Genomic DNA, 15,662 nt, shown 5'->3' on the forward strand with positions numbered 1-15,662 from the left:
AGGAGTTGTTTAAATGGAATTTGGTAATGTAAAATGGTTTAATGCCGAAAAAGGCTATGGTTTCATCAAGCCAGAAGGTAAAGGGGGTGACGTTTTTGTACATATTAGCACGTTGGAACGTTCAGGAATAAGGCCTGAGACACTTAAAGGAGAGAATAAAGAGAAGGGGATAAAAGGAGAAAGGGTGAGTTATGAGGTTAAAGAGGAGCGTGGTAGAAACGGAGAAGATAAAAAATCTGCAATAAATTTAAGATTGGAAGATTAATCTATTATGAAGTCTTTTAATAGGGTTAACGTATTGTGAATAATTTTTATGAGATGGGTCTCCCAGCTTCGCTTACACAAGCTCTAGATAAAAATAATCTTTTCGTCCCAACTCCGATTCAAATACAAGCGATTCCCTTAGCGCTACAAGGTAAAGATATTCTTGGGTCTGCTCAAACGGGAACTGGAAAAACTTTGGCATTTGCTATTCCGTTGGTTGCTAAGTTGCTGAATGAGCCTAACACTGGTTCAGCTTTAGTCATCGTGCCAACCAGGGAGCTTGCGCATCAGGTAACAAATGAGATAAGAAAACTCTTATTTCAAAATTCTGCACTAAGGGTCGCTTTATTGATTGGTGGTGAGCCTATTTTTAGGCAGCTAAATCAGCTTCAGAAAAAACCACAAATTGTAATAGGTACTCCTGGTCGTATTATAGACCATATTGAGCGTAAAACTTTGATTACTCGCAATGTTAGCGTTCTTGTGCTTGATGAAACGGATCGTATGTTTGATATGGGCTTTGGAATTCAAATTGAAGGGATCATGAAATATCTGCCAAAAATACGGCAGACTCTTATGTTTTCTGCAACTCTTCCTAGTGATATAGTTAAACTTACTGAGAAGTACCTTAATCGACCAGAACGTATTTCTGTTGATTGTGAGACTACAACTTCTGTAAAAATTAAGCAAGAGATTGTTTATGCATCAGAATCAGAAAAATATGAAAAGCTTGTTACACAACTATGTCAGCGCGAAGGATCAATCATTATCTTTGTCAAAACAAAGCAAGGAGCGGATCAGCTAGCTAGCAGATTGCACAAAGATGACTATAGCGCTTTAGCAATTCATGGTGATTTAAGGCAGCACAAGCGCGAAAGGGTCATTAATTCTTTTCGTCGTGGCCGCAATCAAATCATGGTTGCAACAGATGTTGCTTCTCGCGGCCTTGATATTCCCCACATTCAACATGTTATCAATTATGATGCACCACAATCGCAAGCTGACTATATTCATCGTATAGGCAGAACTGCACGTGCTGGAGCTGAAGGGCATGCGCTATCTTTTGTTACACCTCAAGATAAGAGAAGACTGCCTGCATTGGCAGACAAAGAAGGAGAGCCAAATTTTGATTGTAGTGTGCAATTTAAAAAACGTAATAGCAAAAAGGTCTTTAAAAGGCCAAGTACGTTAAAGACTAAATACGGTAGAAAAAAGATCAATGCATTTAAGAAGAAAAGCAGAGTACTAGAAAAAGCATATTAAATAGGATTTACCTACAACTTGATAAGCGTAAAACTCGTCATTCCGCTACTCATTAGCGGAATCTATGTTGAGATATCGCGGTGCTATGACGTAGATCCAGAGTGGGGATTCAAATTGGCTACAGCGAACTGCTGGATTTCAATTTTTTTAATAATTGTGTGCTATTCATTATATATGAGTTCCCACTTTTAAAGAGAATAGGAGATGATTTCCAAAAACTTAGAGGCAAGTTTGAATAGAGCGCTACTCATTGCTTCTAATTTTAATCTAAAATATGCGAAAGTAGAACATTTATTGCTGGCGTTAACTAAAGACGTGGATGTAAATTACGTTTTATCAAGATGTAATATCAGAGCCGATGAAATCATCAATATGGATAACATTCTATCAAGATGCAATATTAAGGCTAATGATTATAATAATAATATAAAAGGGTTTTTACAAAGCAGTTCTGAATTGATTATCAGTGGAGTTAAACCTAGCTCAATGTTTCAATGCATAATACACAGAGCAATAATACGGGCTCATAGCTTGGGAAAAAAAGAAATAAATGGAGCAAGTGTTCTAGTAGAAATTTTGTCTGGGCAAGATTTATACGTTGAAGATCTATTGCAGAAACAAAGTGTGAAAGATTCCAATTTGATTTACCATATATCTAATATGAAATACTTGAGCGATATAGATGAATACACCACCAATCATAAAGTAAAACTTGATAAAAATAATGACGCTCCTACTACAGTAAATAAAGGTGAGCTACTAAAAGATGAGGAAGTTCTACAAAGTTATTGTAAAAATTTAAATGACTATGCAAGAAGCAAAAAAATAGATTATGTTATTGGTCGTGATTATGAATTAAATCGCACTATAGAAATATTATTGAGGCGTAGAAAAAACAACCCTTTATATGTTGGAGACCCAGGTGTTGGCAAAACAACAATAGTTGAGGGTTTGGTACTCAAGATCATTGAAGGCAGTGTTCCGAGTGCGCTCAGGTCCAGTATAATTTATGCTTTGGATTTAGGATCACTCCTTGCAGGGACACGCTACAGAGGTGATTTTGAAGAGAGAATAAAATCTATAATAAAAGCGATTGAGGCAAAACCAGGTGCTATCCTTTTTATTGACGAAATACACACTATCATTGGAGCAGGTTCTACAAGTGGTAGCTTTCTTGATGCAGGTAACCTACTCAAACCTGCGCTTGCAAGAGGTACACTGCGTTGTATAGGTGCAACTACATATAGAGAATACAGCACTAGTTTTGAAAAAGATAAAGCACTAGCGAGAAGGTTTCAAAAAATTAATGTTAAAGAATCTTCTGTTAATGAAACGATAAAGATACTAGATGGTATAAAGCACTACTATGAAGGGTATCATGGAGTATATTATACAAAGAATGCCATTAGGTCTGCTGCTGAACTTTCGCATAAGTATATTACTGGGCGAATATTACCTGATAAAGCGGTTGATGTTATTGATGAGGCAGGGGCATATTGTAAATTGCTAAGAAACAGGGGTAAAATTGTAAATAGTAGAGATATTAAGAATACCATTACTAGAATTACAAATGTGCCTTGCGGATCTGAATCTGATGATTTGCAGAAAGTAAAGTCTTTAAAAGCTAATCTAGAAAAGGTGATTTTTGGCCAAGAGCAGGCAATAGAATCTCTTGTTAATTCTATTAAAATTGCTAAATCTGGGTTGAGAAATTACAATAAGCCTTTAGCAAATTATCTTTTTGCAGGGCCAACCGGTGTTGGTAAAACCGAGCTAGCAAAACAATTAGCAGAAAGCATGGGCATGAATCTTATACGCTTTGATATGTCCGAATATATTGAATCTCATACGATATCAAGGATGATTGGTTCTCCTCCTGGATATGTAGGTTATGATCAGGGTGGATTACTCACAGAGTCTGTATCTAACAATCAATATAGTGTTGTGCTGCTTGATGAAATTGAAAAGGCCCATAGCGATATCTATAATATATTGCTACAAATTATGGATTATGGTTGTGTTACAGACACTTACGGACGTAAAGTTAACTTTTCCAATATAATTTTAATTATGACAACTAATGCAGGAGCAGTTGAACGCAGCAAAAGTTTTGTTGGCTTTGGGCATAAAAATTTTAACATTGGTGATAGCGAAAAAGCAATAGAACAGGTTTTTAGCCCTGAATTTCGTAATCGTCTTGATGCGATTATTTCTTTTTCTGACTTAAGTACGGATGTGATTTTGCATATTGTGGATAAATTTGTCCTAGAACTGAAAAAGCAACTGACGCAAAAAGGCATAAACTGCTTGGTAGAGGATGAAGTGAAATCTTATCTTGTACAAATGGGTTATAGTAAGGAAATGGGAGCACGTCCGATAGAGAGACTTATTGAAAAAGAGATAAAAAGTTACTTAGCGGAAGAAATACTGAATCGCAAATTAATAAAAGGAAAGAAATTAAGAATCTATATGAATAAAGTAGAAAATAAAATTGCTTTTAATATAGTTTAAAATCCTTGTATTGAACTTCATCTTTGTTACAATTTATAACTTAAATTTAATTTGAATTATAGTGATAAGTGATAAAGTAAAACAAGTCCTAAGCTACTACGAAAGTGAAAACCCCGGGGTAAAAGCAAATCTTACTCGTATTCTCATGCATGGAAAGCTTGGCGGTACTGGCAAGTTAGTGATTCTGCCAGTAGATCAAGGATTTGAGCACGGGCCAATAAAAAGCTTTGAAGTTAACCCTGATGCTTATGACCCACATTATCATTTTCAGCTTGCAGTTGATTCGGGAGTAAGTGCATATGCTGCTCCACTTGGTATGATTGAAGCTGGTGCTTCAACTTATGCTGGAATGCTCCCACTTATTTTGAAACTTAATAGTTCCAACTCCTTACATTCAAAAAATCTGACTTCTGATCAAGCAATAACCTCTTCTGTGAAAGATGCACTGCGTTTGGGCTGCTTGGCTGTTGGATTTACTATATATCCTGGTTCTGCTAAGTGTTTTGATATGATGGAAGAAGCCCGTGAAATCGTAGCTGAAGCCAAATCTTATGGGCTTGCAGTAGTGCTATGGTCTTATCCACGTGGTGAAGGAATTTCCAAAGAAGGTGAAACAGCAGTTGATGTTATTGCCTATGCTGCGCACATAGCAGCTTTACTTGGCGCTAATATAATCAAAGTAAAGCTTCCAACTAGATATTTGGAAAAAGAAAAGATAGAAACAGAAAATATTGAATCATTATCTAAAAGAATTGAATATATTAAAAAATCTTGCTTTGCAGGGAAAAGAATAGTAGTTTTTTCTGGTGGCGAATCGAAGGAAGTAGATGACATATGCAATGAAGCGAAAGAAATTAAGCAGGGAGGTGGTAATGGTTCAATCATTGGACGTAACACTTTTCAACGCAAAAGGGAGGAAGCTTTATCTATGCTAAAAGATATAATGGATATCTACACATAAAAAACGGCTGGGTGGCAGAATGGCTTATGCGGAGGACTGCAAATCCTTTTATACCGGTTCAATTCCGGTCCCGGCCTCTTTCATTTTCTATATCTTGTAAAAGTTGCTCAATTCAACAGTAGCTTTAAGTGTGTAACCTATAGAGAAAGCTTGTCCATTATTCATAAGTAAAATCAATTTCTTTTCAAGTTATGGTTATACTCTTATAGCGTTTCATGGTAAAAAATAAACTAAAAATAAGCAAAGTGTTTTACAAAATGATATTACGTAATTTATTGTTTTTACTGCCGCCTGAAGTTGCTCACTCTTTGGCAATCATGGCATTAAAGAAAATACCTTATAAGAATCCTATAGAGCTACCAGAATCTTTGAGTGTGAATTTTTTTGGTAATAAGCTCAGAAGCCCCGTGGGCCTGGCTGCAGGTTTTGACAAGAATGCAGAAGTTATAAGGCCTATGCTTTCATTTGGTTTTGGGTTTATTGAAACTGGTACTGTAACTCGTAATCCACAATATGGAAACAAAAAACCAAGAATTTTTCGGTTAATTAAAGATCAAGGGGTAATTAACAGATTGGGATTTAACAATAAAGGAATAGACTATTTTCTTAAACAAATAGATGAAACCAAGCTTGATGACTGCATTTTTGGCATAAATATAGGAAAAAATAGTGCATCGAAAGACCAAATTAGTGATTATGTTGATTTAATAAAGATGGTATATGGAAAAAGCAATTATATAGTGCTGAACATCTCGTCTCCAAACACGCCTAATTTACGCAATCTGCACAATAAGCAAGAATTATCGAAATTGTTGAAATCCATCCGGAAATCAATTGATAATTCTAAATCCATACCAATAATATTAAAAATCTCACCAGATATAGATCAGCAAACGAAAGAAAATATCGCTGAGCTTGCGTTGGAATATAAGATTGACGGATTAACAGTAAGCAACACTACGGTAAGTAGAGATAATCTGCATTCCCACCACAACGAAAGTGGCGGATTGAGTGGCAAACCACTGTTCAAACTTTCAACCGAGTTATTGGGCGATATGTACAAATTTACTAAGGGCAAAATATTATTGATAGGGTGCGGAGGAATCTCAAGTGGTGCTGATGCATATAAAAAAATAAAGGCAGGAGCCTCTTTGGTGCAGTTGTACACTGCTCTCATATACCACGGACCTCAAGTTGTAAACAAAATTAATCTAGAACTTGCAGAACTAATAAGGAGAGATGGATTTAGTAACATTAGTGAGGTGGTGGGTTGTATACATTAATTTTGGAAGTTGGTGGTATTATTTTAATAAAATAAGACTAATTCTCTGGTATAAAGGTGGTAGAAAGTGCTTTTCTTTTAAATAATGGGTATGAAGAGTTTGAATGATGCAATATCTAAGATCATTGATTATAAATTTACAAATTATGCAATATTAGAAGAGGCACTAACTCACCCAAGCGTAAATAAAAGGAATAGCAAAAACCAGATTGTAAGCTACGAAAGACTAGAGTTTTTGGGCGATAGTGTTTTGAATATGGTCGTATCTGCCATACTGTTTAAACTATTTCCTGAAGAAAAAGAAGGAGCATTGGCAAAAAGAAAGACGGATTTAGTTTGTGGCAACACCATTGCTAATGTTGCTAAAGAAATAAAATTAGGCAGCTTTATCATCATGAATAATAGTGAACGCTGCAATGGAGGAAGATGTAACCTAAAAAATTTAGAAAACTCGCTTGAAGCACTAATAGGTGCAATTTATATTGATGGCGGACTTGAAAATGTTGAAAAATTTATTACCCAATATTGGGAAAAGCTAGCTAAAAGCATGCTTGACCCCCCTCAAGATCCTAAAACCTCACTGCAAGAGTGGACTCAGAAAAACAAATTGCCTTTACCAGAGTATGAGCTTGTAAAACAAACTGGACCAGCACACAATCCTGAATTTACTATATCAGTTTGCATAGAAGATTATGGTAAAGTTTCTGCATGTGCTTCTAGTAAAAAGATTGCTGAACAAAAAGCTGCTGAGTTGATGCTAGAAAAAATTGGAAAAGACGCTTCAGTTTAGGCAAAATAGGCATTAATGTAAGTTTTAAGGAAGCTAATAGCGTTTAGGGGAAATGGTCAATTTAAGGAGAAGCATAGTATTATTCATAAAAAAGTTGATCTACCAAAAATTAAGCCTTATGTAGTGGAATATCAATGGCCGTTGTTGGAGATGCGGAAAAAAAAGAAGTAGCAAGTTACCAAAAGGTGTTATGCCAGATACATTTGGTCCAAGAGTTGTTTTGTGAAGTTGACAGAGTCAAGGAGAATGAAAGTTTTAAAAAATAGCATATTTTTTAATTATAAAAATTTAATATTAACTGATATAGCTAACCCAAGAAAGGTTTTCCTACGTCATACCGCCGCGGTATCTCAGCATAGATTCCGCTAACAAGTAGCGGAATGACGAATTTTTGTTTTTCAAATTATCGGTAAATCTAAGTCAGTTTAGCTATATTATCTCTCACACCGCTTAGCTGAACAGATACCATAAAAGATAGCTAGAAAGCAATTGCACTTGCAGCAAATTTCAAGATACAAGCTTCTGTATTTATTTTAAATTAAAAAAAGCTCAAGAAAAATAAAGTCAATTTTTGACGTCCCAAATATTACAGAATGTAATTGATTGATTGAGTAAAAACCAGTGAACGGTCAGGTTAAAAAATGTTTTTAAATTTTTGCCAAAATCCTGGTTTATTATCATTAACCTTTGTAAATGTTATATTTAAACTGTATTTCGGATCATTTGGCACGTCGTATTTTATGCTAAATGTTGAAACTTTATCGTTATTGTAAATATGTACATCATCATATGATAGCTTTGTTGTGTAACACTTTACATGCTTTTGCTTATCATACACTAAATCACCTGACTCCCTTTCTAGTTCCACAAATTTCGTTTTTTTCTGACATTCCTTCATTTTTATTAAATCCTTATCTAGTGATATTGAAACTGGCAAAGTATTTCCAGCATATTCTTTAGCTAAAAGTTCACTTTGAGGATACATTTTTATTTCCCTGCCAAAATGTGAGTCTATGAAATTATTACTCCAAAATTTATCGCCAGAATGCACGTACTCATCAGTAGCATACGGCACCCCACCATAACTGCATTGAACTTTGTAATCTCCAACACCGTTGTTTTGAAAAAAATCATGAATGGCAGTGTAGCTACCGTCAGCATCATTTATATAATCCATTACTTTATTCCTTAAACTTTTAGTTCATTATATCATAATCATTATGTCAATCAATCAAAAAAGCTCTCTCTTGCTGTTTTTAGAACTGATTTTAAGCAAGCGCTCTCGATTAGTTGGGAGCGTATTTATAAGATTGTGACATTCGTGCCTCCCAGTTTTTCACATACTGCTGAATCAATTCAGGATAATCTGTAATAATTAATAAATTTTCAGCATTTCCTTTTTTAGCTGTCTTACTAAGGTTAAATGACCCTGTGATGACTTTTTGATTGTCAACAATCATTATCTTATTATGAGCAATCTTTGGCTTATCATCGATCCAAATTGGTACTCCACCTGAAAATAATTCATTTATAACACTATATTTTGAGTAGAGTTGCGATTTATCTAAGATGACTTTAACATCAACACCGCGTTCTTTAGCATTAATCAAAGATTTTGCAACTGTTCCAAGAGTAAATGTATATTCTTGAACTAAGATAGATTTTTTAGACTGATCTATTACGCTGATTATCGGTACAGCACAATCTTCTCCAGGTGAAAAGCAAACCGTAGCTTTTGGGCAGGGCGAAAATATAAAACCCGCATAGTAATACAGAGAAAAACACATTAACAAGAATAAAAAGTGAAAAAGCCTCACAACAACCCACCCCCGGATATACGGCGATAGGCTACATCATAATTTAATCACCTGTCAATCCATATTCTTCCCACTTCTCCGTGACTTTTCTTACTATTTCCTCACTCATTTTAATTTTCTCTCCCCATTCTCGTTTGGTTTCAGGCGGGATTTTATTTGTTGCATCAAATCCCATTTTACCTCCAAGTCCACTTTCAGGGGAAGCAAAATCTAAATAATCAATAGGTGCGTTCTCTATTGTGATTGTGTCACGCACAGGGTCCATTCTCGTTGATATTGCCCACATCACTTCCTTCCAATCACGTACATTTATATCATCATCAACAACGATAATAAACTTCGTGTATAAAAATTGCTTTAGAAAGGAAAGTATGCCCATAACAATTCTTTTTGCCTGCCCTGGATAAGACTTTTTTATCGATATCACCGCTATTCTATATGAACAACCTTCTGGTGGTAGATAAAAATCCACTATCTCTGGAAATTGATTGATAAGAATGGGCACAAAGATTTCGTTGAGCGCTTCACCAAGAATTGATGGTTCATCAGGTGGCTTGCCAGTGAAAGTGCTGAGATAAATTGGATTTTTGCGCATAGTAATTGCAGTAATATTAAATTCTGGAAATTGCTCAACAGAGTTATAGTAGCCGGTGTGATCTCCGTATGGCCCTTCATCTTGATATCTATCCAAACTTACATAGCCTTCCAGAACAATCTCTGCATGAGCTGGCACTTGAAGCGGAATAGTCTTACAATTTACAAGCTCAAGCGGTTTTTTGCGCAGCAACCCAGCAAATTGGTATTCTGACAATGTTTCTGGCACTGGAGTTACCGCAGCAATAATTGTTGCAGGATCACTACCGATCACAGCAGCAGCAGGAAATTTCATATTTTGTTCCTTCTCTTTCCATCGTTTGTGGTGACCTGCACCACCACGATGTGCAAGCCAGCGCATTAGAGTCGTTTTTTTATCTATAACCTGCATACGATATATTCCAAGATTGAAATTATCTTGCTTGTCTTCCGTTGGGCCTTTTGTCACCACAATTGGCCAGGTGATAAGTGGTGCAGGTTCATTTGGCCAGCATGTTTGAATAGGTAGCAAACTAAGATCCACCTCATCCCCAGTTAGCACCACTTCTTGACATGGAGCCTTGCTCACAACTTTACTTCGCATCGACAATACAACTTTTAGTAAAGGAAACATTTTCACGGCATCTTTGAAGTTTTTTGGTGGCTCAGGTGATCGCAAAAATGCTAAAAGTTTACCAAGATCTCTTAGTTCACCAGGGTTTATGTTCAACCCCAATGCAATCCTCTTAATAGTACCAAATAAATTCACCAAAACTGGAATCGAATTTTTACCGTTTTCCGTGACAACATTTTCAAAGATGATAGCTGGTCCTTTATTTGACAAAACCCTACGGTGAATTTCTGTCATTTCAAGAACTGTTGAAACTTCCTCCTTAATCCTAATCAGATCTTTTTTTTCTTCTAAGGCTTTAATGAAGTCGCGTAAGTTGGTGTACATATTAAAATTTAAAATAACTTAAAACAAGTCTTCTAGTGTAATCACATGATGTATCGTATCTTTTAGATATTGGTTCTCAGAAACTCCATTTGCAGCAATTAACACCCAGAATATTTGCTTCTTTGATTTCGTTTTTTCTCTATAAATTGCTTCTTTTCTTTTTAATTGTTCGACAAATTCCTTTGTTACTGTATAAGGTTTATCACTATATTTTATCTCACAGAGCATTACACATCCATCTTCTCGATCGAAAACTAGATCTATTTGAGCACCAGACTCTTTACTGTATTTTTCTGGTTGATATTGCCAATCTCCACATATAACTGCTATATGCTCTATATCTAATTTTTTTCTAATTACATTGGCATGTTTAAAACACACTGCTTCAAATGTTTGCCCTGTCCATGTTTGCCAAGCTGGTTTCTTTATTGCTAACTCCCAATAGTGAGCATCACTTATTATTGCCCTTTTTGTTACTTCCTTAAACGGCTCAATCCACGTTAGATAAAATAATATATACTCGTCCATTACCCTGTAATATACTCCTCTCTTTCCCTTGTTCAATGGTAAAAAACCACCAATAAATCCTGCTTCTTCTAAACTCCTTAATTTAGCAGTTAAGCGACCACCCTCAGTGATTTTAGTCGCTTTTATAAGTTCTTTTCTGCTTATCCCTTTTGGCTTTTTTGCAATCGCACGAATGATATTTAGATATGTCTCTGGCTCTTCATACAAGGAGTGAAACAACATATCAAATTCATCAAATAACAAACCACCCTTCTGAAAACAGATCATATTAATGTTTTGTGCTGCTGATAATCCTTTACTTACTTCCTTAAGGTAATGTGGTATTCCTCCAATAGCCATATAGATCTGTAATATCTGCTGGTGATTAAGGTTGATTCCTAAATATCTTAGATACTCTTTAGTTTCACGTAAGTTAAAAGGCTGCAAAGGTATCCTTGCGGTAATGCGGTTATGCAACCCCCCTTTTGGTATAAATTATATTTTCCAACATCCAAGAAGCTGCTGAACCACATACAACCAAGATAAGCTTCTTTCGGTTTGTCCAATGTATATTCCAAAAATATTCTAACGTTTCTAGAAAACGAGACTTTCTTGTAGCTAACCATGGAAGTTCATCAAAAAATAAGACAATGTGTTCATTCTCATGTGTGTTATCAATAGCAAGTGTTAATTGTTGTAATGCATCCAGCCACACTTCAGGCAAAGCCATTTTTGCACCTTTATAAAAAGTATTTGATAACGACTGTGTAAAAATTGCAAGTTGTTCCTGCATAGTACCATTATTAAGACCTGTTTGTTCAAATAAAACATCGGCATGTTTACTGAAAAATTGTTTTATTAGGTACGTCTTACCCACACGACGCCGACCATACACTGCAATAAACTCAGCAAATGGGGAAAAGAGAAGTTTACTTTCTAGAATGGCTATTTCCTTTTCTCTACCAATTATTGGTTCGCTCATATAATTTACCGCCGCATTTGTTAGCATTATACACGGCGGTTATAAGATGATCAACTTTTTTTACCGCCATGTTTACAGTTGTTATACGCGGCGGTAAAAGATAGAGCATCTCATAATTGGCTATTCTGGCGATGGTTTGGTCATTTGCATCACCAAGTCTTCTGATGAGCTTTTCAGTAATGTGCTTGAGTTCCATTGTACGTAAAGTTTGCATTTGAGGCAAAACTGGTTATAAAATACACTTGATATAAATGTTTTCATATATTAATATTAGATGCTTCTTTTAATATACAGATAAATGTGTACTAAAGTTTTATGTTGTAGGTTTTTAAATAAATTGTATGTCTAGAATATCGTTTTTATTGATCCTTATACTGGCAGTAGCAAGTTTACCAGTAATAAACAATTGGCTTTCAAATCGCAGCCAAATGCTAAGCGATGATTATATAGGTGAGAAATTAGATAATTATATAAGTAGAAATTTTGATAAGATCGTAAAAACTCTCAAAGAGGAGTCGATTAAAAGTAGTTACGCTGCTCGAGATAATGTGACCAAAAGTAAAATTTCACAATACAAGGATCAAATATTTGACCTTACTTATCCTTACTCCGGAAATGAAAATAGTAGTGTTATAGCTGTAGGTTTCTTTGACTATTCTTGTGGATATTGCAAGACTATAAAAGACGATATAAAACAGTTAATTAACGACGGTAAAATTAAGTATATCTTTAGGGATGCTCCAATACTTGGTAATGACTCTTTAAGTGCAGCAAAAAGCGCTTTAGCTGTTTACTTTATTGATAAAGAAAAATATTTCGACTTTCACTATTCTGCTTTAAGTCACAAAGGAGGATTTTCAGACGAAAGCATATTGGATATAGTGAAAAGCATAGGGATTGATGAGGACGATTTTAATAATTCCATGAAAAATAACGCGGACAAAATTGAGCAAATGATAAATGGCAGTAAGCTCCTAGTAAGAGATTTGGGAGTAGGGGGCACACCTTTTTTAATAATTAGGGATAGTCTGTTTGTAGGAGCAACTGATTTGAATGTATTACGCAAAAAAGTAGATGAATTAAGTCGCAAGCAAAAACTAGCTTCAGCGATTAATTTGCTATAAAATTTTATTTTTTTACTTGACAACGTAAACGAATCTAATTATGAATGTGATAAATAGCAGTACGTATAAGATACGCAGTAGCTCAAGAAAAGCAGGTGATGCCTACAGTCGAGCATAACCTTAGCCTGCAAAGGTTGACTAATCCATTAAAAAGTGTTAAACTTAACATATAGCTACCATTCTGAGGTTACAATATGAAAGAGCCTAATTATATAAGAGAACCAATTGCTCTTTTTCGACAAATCAAAGAAAAGAAAAAATCAAGTGATTTACTGCATAATTTAAAAAATGCTTGTCCCAAAAATCTAAACATAGGAATTGCTATAAAGACAGGAGATTGCTTTTTTGACTCCGTGGCTCAAGGGTTGAATGAGTTAAATATAAAACCTGGTTATCGTTTTACCGCAAAATCATTAAGAAAAGATTGTGCAGATTATGCTGAAAACAAAAAGGACTCACGATGGGTTTTTAATGAAATAACAAAAAATATTGCTGAAGGATATGCTGTACCTATGATAGGTTCAAACGGAAATGTAATGAAAGATAACCAGAACAATATTATACCAGACAATATTGCATCTTTTGATAGATATTTAAAAGATATTAGAAGTATGGCTACAGAAGCTAGCCCACCTATATGGGGTCGCCCAGGGGTTGAAGGGAGAATGATATGTGATAAGTATGAAGTGGAGCTTTATATTTATTCAATAGAGGAAGATAGTCAAAAAGTTACAGTAACTAAAATTACAGCACATGATGATGATCTAGAAGTTTTTATACAAGATGTGAATCTTGATCAATTAAAGATAGATAATAGTAAAAAAACTGTAGGAGTAGTGAATTACATGCAACATTTTGTACCACTCCTTAGTGGAATTTCTGAAGATATAAAAGAAGATCAACAAGTTTCTAGTGAAGAAATTTTTAGTACAGATAAAAGAGTTCCTCCTTCTAATCAACCAGAGCAAGAAGTACAACAAGAAAGAATTAATACCAGCACTAATGCGACTGTTTATACGGATAAAGAAATCCCTTTTTCTCATCAACTAGAGCAAAAAACACGACAAGAAGGAATTAATGCCAGCGCTAGTGCGACTGTTTATACGGATAGAGAAATTCCTACTTCTAATCAATCAGAGCAAAAAGTACAACAAGAAATAATTAATACCAGTACTAGTGCGCCGGTTTTACAAATTCACATAGATAAAGAAATCCCTTCCTCTCATCAGCAAGAACAAAAAACACAACAAAAAGAAATACAAAAAAAATTAATTAATAATTACAAGAAAGAGGGAGTGTTAAATAAACTGTGTCAAACCGCATTTTTAGTTCAACTCAATTTTCAATCTGCCAGGAAAGAAAACATCAAGTTGAGAGATAGTTAATGCCCAATCATGTACAGGCATCGTCCACTTTTCCTCTGCCTTCTTTATAGCACAATATACCTGCTTATACAAGGCATTTATGCTGGTAAATGAGCCTTTGGTCTTAGTGAATTTCCTAATTTGCCTATGTAGCCCCTCTATGGGATTGGTGGTGTAGATTATCCTCCTAACTGGACCAGAATACTTAAAATAACCAGACAAGTTTTCCCAATTATTCTGCCAAGATTTTATAACCATAGGGTACTTTGTGCCCCATTTTTCATCCAATTCCAACAGATAATTCTCGGCAATTTCCTTGCTTGAAGCTTGATATACCTTCTTTAAATCGCTCAAAAAACTCTTCGCATCTTTACTGGCCACATACTTCAGTGAGTTGCGTATCTGATGCACTATACACATCTGCACTTCCGCATTAGGAAAGACACTGTTTATAGCTGCAGGAAAGCTTTTCAGCCCATCAACGCAGGCAATAAGGATATCTTCTACTCCTCTTTCTTTGAGGTCATTTAGCACTCCCAACCAGAAGTTAGCTCCTTCACTTTCAGCCAAATAAAAACCTAATACTTCTTTTTTGCCATTTTGATCTATGCCTAATATGTTATACATGCATTTACTTACGCAATGCCCGTCCTCTTTGACTTTAAAAAACCATGAAAACTATCGGATATACAGACTGCAGCGGGCGACTACGCCATTCGTTGATTACTGGTAGCAATTTGTCAGTAATACTTGATATCTCTGCCACCGATATTTTGTGATCATAAATTTCCTCAACATGTGACACTATATCTCTATAGCCCATACCACTGGCAAATGTGCTCAAAATCTTCGTTTCAAGCTCTGGATGTAAGTTTGTTTGCCTTTTTTTGACTATTTGTGGTTCGAAACTTCCTTCCCTATCTTATTGGCGTCAAAAGCTCAAATGACCCTGCGCTTGTACGTAAAGTCTTTGCATTCCTCCCATTTCTTCGATTATTCTCTTCGCTTTCAGCCGACAAGTGGTTTTCTATTTCACCTTCCAGGCTTACCTCCAGCAACTTTTTTATAAACGGTGTTAATGCTCCATCTCTTCCTGTCAACGGTCTTCCTTCTCGTATAGACGACAGGATATTTGTTTCTAATTCTTTATAATCTACCAAACCGGTAGTTCTGTTTACTACTTTCTGACTCATTGTCAAACCTCCATTTTTTTATATCAATTTATTACTTTTTTTTCGGTTTGACACAGTTTATTTAACACTCCCA

Annotated in this window: 14 protein-coding genes, 1 tRNA gene and 2 pseudogenes; 10 read left to right on the plus strand and 7 right to left on the minus strand. The window is 35.4% G+C overall.

Annotated features, from left to right (window positions below; genetic code table 11):
* Window positions 1-13: 13 nt before the first annotated feature.
* From OOK87_RS06415 to OOK87_RS06450, 8 genes and pseudogenes are all read left to right on the plus strand, one after another.
* The gene (locus OOK87_RS06415) at window positions 14-265 is read left to right on the plus strand and encodes a cold-shock protein (RefSeq protein WP_064124857.1); all 252 of its coding nucleotides are present in this window, start codon (window positions 14-16) and stop codon (window positions 263-265) included.
* A gap of 35 nt (window positions 266-300) precedes the next feature.
* Entirely contained in the window at window positions 301-1,527 is a 1,227-nt protein-coding gene (locus OOK87_RS06420; RefSeq protein ID WP_253309848.1) for a DEAD/DEAH box helicase, read from the plus strand.
* A gap of 204 nt (window positions 1,528-1,731) precedes the next feature.
* On the plus strand, window positions 1,732-4,038 hold the full coding sequence (locus OOK87_RS06425; RefSeq protein ID WP_253309847.1) for an AAA family ATPase: 2,307 nt from the start codon (window positions 1,732-1,734) through the stop codon (window positions 4,036-4,038).
* Between the two features lie 64 nt (window positions 4,039-4,102).
* Entirely contained in the window at window positions 4,103-4,999 is an 897-nt protein-coding gene (locus OOK87_RS06430; protein WP_253309992.1) for a class I fructose-bisphosphate aldolase, read from the plus strand.
* Window positions 5,000-5,004: 5 nt separating this feature from the next.
* Window positions 5,005-5,076 (plus strand) — tRNA-Cys (locus OOK87_RS06435).
* Between the two features lie 138 nt (window positions 5,077-5,214).
* Window positions 5,215-6,282, plus strand: coding sequence for a quinone-dependent dihydroorotate dehydrogenase (locus OOK87_RS06440; protein WP_264688383.1), 1,068 nt, complete (start codon window positions 5,215-5,217; stop codon window positions 6,280-6,282).
* 90 nt (window positions 6,283-6,372) lie between these two features.
* A complete protein-coding gene (rnc, locus tag OOK87_RS06445; RefSeq protein WP_253309845.1) occupies window positions 6,373-7,071 on the plus strand; it encodes a ribonuclease III in 699 nt (232 codons plus the stop codon).
* Between the two features lie 81 nt (window positions 7,072-7,152).
* Window positions 7,153-7,288 (plus strand): annotated as a pseudogene (locus OOK87_RS06450) (IS66 family transposase); the annotation flags it as partial.
* A gap of 417 nt (window positions 7,289-7,705) precedes the next feature.
* On the opposite strand, the gene OOK87_RS06455 reads toward OOK87_RS06450, so the two are convergent.
* The 6 genes from OOK87_RS06455 to OOK87_RS06480 all read right to left on the minus strand — a co-directional run bounded on the left by OOK87_RS06455 (window position 7,706) and on the right by OOK87_RS06480 (window position 12,131).
* Window positions 7,706-8,248 carry a hypothetical protein gene (locus OOK87_RS06455; protein ID WP_264688384.1) on the minus strand — a complete coding sequence of 181 codons (543 nt, stop codon included), beginning with the start codon at window positions 8,246-8,248 and terminating at the stop codon, window positions 7,706-7,708.
* A gap of 109 nt (window positions 8,249-8,357) precedes the next feature.
* Complete coding sequence (locus tag OOK87_RS06460; RefSeq protein ID WP_253309843.1) at window positions 8,358-8,888, minus strand: phospholipase D family nuclease; 531 nt, start codon at window positions 8,886-8,888, stop codon at window positions 8,358-8,360.
* A 43-nt stretch (window positions 8,889-8,931) separates the two neighbouring features.
* Window positions 8,932-10,419 carry a UbiD family decarboxylase gene (locus tag OOK87_RS06465; RefSeq protein WP_253309842.1) on the minus strand — a complete coding sequence of 496 codons (1,488 nt, stop codon included), beginning with the start codon at window positions 10,417-10,419 and terminating at the stop codon, window positions 8,932-8,934.
* A gap of 18 nt (window positions 10,420-10,437) precedes the next feature.
* Window positions 10,438-11,286 carry an AAA family ATPase gene (locus tag OOK87_RS06470; RefSeq protein ID WP_264688385.1) on the minus strand — a complete coding sequence of 283 codons (849 nt, stop codon included), beginning with the start codon at window positions 11,284-11,286 and terminating at the stop codon, window positions 10,438-10,440.
* Between the two features lie 109 nt (window positions 11,287-11,395).
* A complete protein-coding gene (locus OOK87_RS06475; RefSeq protein WP_253309840.1) occupies window positions 11,396-11,908 on the minus strand; it encodes an AAA family ATPase in 513 nt (170 codons plus the stop codon).
* Window positions 11,886-12,131, minus strand: a complete 246-nt coding sequence (locus OOK87_RS06480) for a hypothetical protein (RefSeq protein WP_264688386.1) — start codon at window positions 12,129-12,131, stop codon at window positions 11,886-11,888. Before OOK87_RS06480 ends, OOK87_RS06475 begins: the two co-directional genes overlap by 23 nt.
* A 118-nt stretch (window positions 12,132-12,249) precedes the next feature.
* Between OOK87_RS06480 and OOK87_RS06485 the strand changes: the two genes are divergently transcribed.
* Together OOK87_RS06485 and OOK87_RS06490 are read left to right on the plus strand one after the other, a co-directional pair.
* Window positions 12,250-13,032, plus strand: a complete 783-nt coding sequence (locus tag OOK87_RS06485; RefSeq protein ID WP_264688387.1) for a DsbA family protein — start codon at window positions 12,250-12,252, stop codon at window positions 13,030-13,032.
* Window positions 13,033-13,226: 194 nt separating this feature from the next.
* On the plus strand, window positions 13,227-14,417 hold the full coding sequence (locus OOK87_RS06490) for an OTU domain-containing protein (protein WP_264688388.1): 1,191 nt from the start codon (window positions 13,227-13,229) through the stop codon (window positions 14,415-14,417).
* Here the strand turns inward: OOK87_RS06490 and OOK87_RS06495 are convergent.
* A pseudogene (locus OOK87_RS06495) lies at window positions 14,358-15,589 on the minus strand (IS256-like element ISWpi15 family transposase). The gene OOK87_RS06490 and the pseudogene OOK87_RS06495 sit on opposite strands and share 60 nt — an antisense overlap.
* Window positions 15,590-15,662: the final 73 nt, after the last annotated feature.

Source organism: Wolbachia endosymbiont (group A) of Sympetrum striolatum, from assembly GCF_947250715.1.
In the GTDB taxonomy this organism is placed as follows: Bacteria; Pseudomonadota; Alphaproteobacteria; order Rickettsiales; family Anaplasmataceae; genus Wolbachia.

What these genes read in the sequence shown, in the direction of transcription:
- OOK87_RS06415 (WP_064124857.1), top strand. Translation starts at nt 14, where the DNA reads ATGGAATTTGGTAATGTAAAATGGTTTAATGCCGAAAAAGGCTATGGT.
- OOK87_RS06425 (WP_253309847.1), top strand. Translation starts at nt 1,732, where the DNA reads ATGATTTCCAAAAACTTAGAGGCAAGTTTGAATAGAGCGCTACTCATT.
- OOK87_RS06440 (WP_264688383.1), top strand. Translation starts at nt 5,215, where the DNA reads ATGGTAAAAAATAAACTAAAAATAAGCAAAGTGTTTTACAAAATGATA.
- rnc (WP_253309845.1), top strand. Translation starts at nt 6,373, where the DNA reads ATGAAGAGTTTGAATGATGCAATATCTAAGATCATTGATTATAAATTT.
- OOK87_RS06455 (WP_264688384.1), bottom strand. Translation starts at nt 8,248, where the DNA reads ATGGATTATATAAATGATGCTGACGGTAGCTACACTGCCATTCATGAT.
- OOK87_RS06465 (WP_253309842.1), bottom strand. Translation starts at nt 10,419, where the DNA reads ATGTACACCAACTTACGCGACTTCATTAAAGCCTTAGAAGAAAAAAAA.
- OOK87_RS06470 (WP_264688385.1), bottom strand. Translation starts at nt 11,286, where the DNA reads ATGGCTATTGGAGGAATACCACATTACCTTAAGGAAGTAAGTAAAGGA.
- OOK87_RS06475 (WP_253309840.1), bottom strand. Translation starts at nt 11,908, where the DNA reads ATGAGCGAACCAATAATTGGTAGAGAAAAGGAAATAGCCATTCTAGAA.
- OOK87_RS06485 (WP_264688387.1), top strand. Translation starts at nt 12,250, where the DNA reads ATGTCTAGAATATCGTTTTTATTGATCCTTATACTGGCAGTAGCAAGT.
- OOK87_RS06490 (WP_264688388.1), top strand. Translation starts at nt 13,227, where the DNA reads ATGAAAGAGCCTAATTATATAAGAGAACCAATTGCTCTTTTTCGACAA.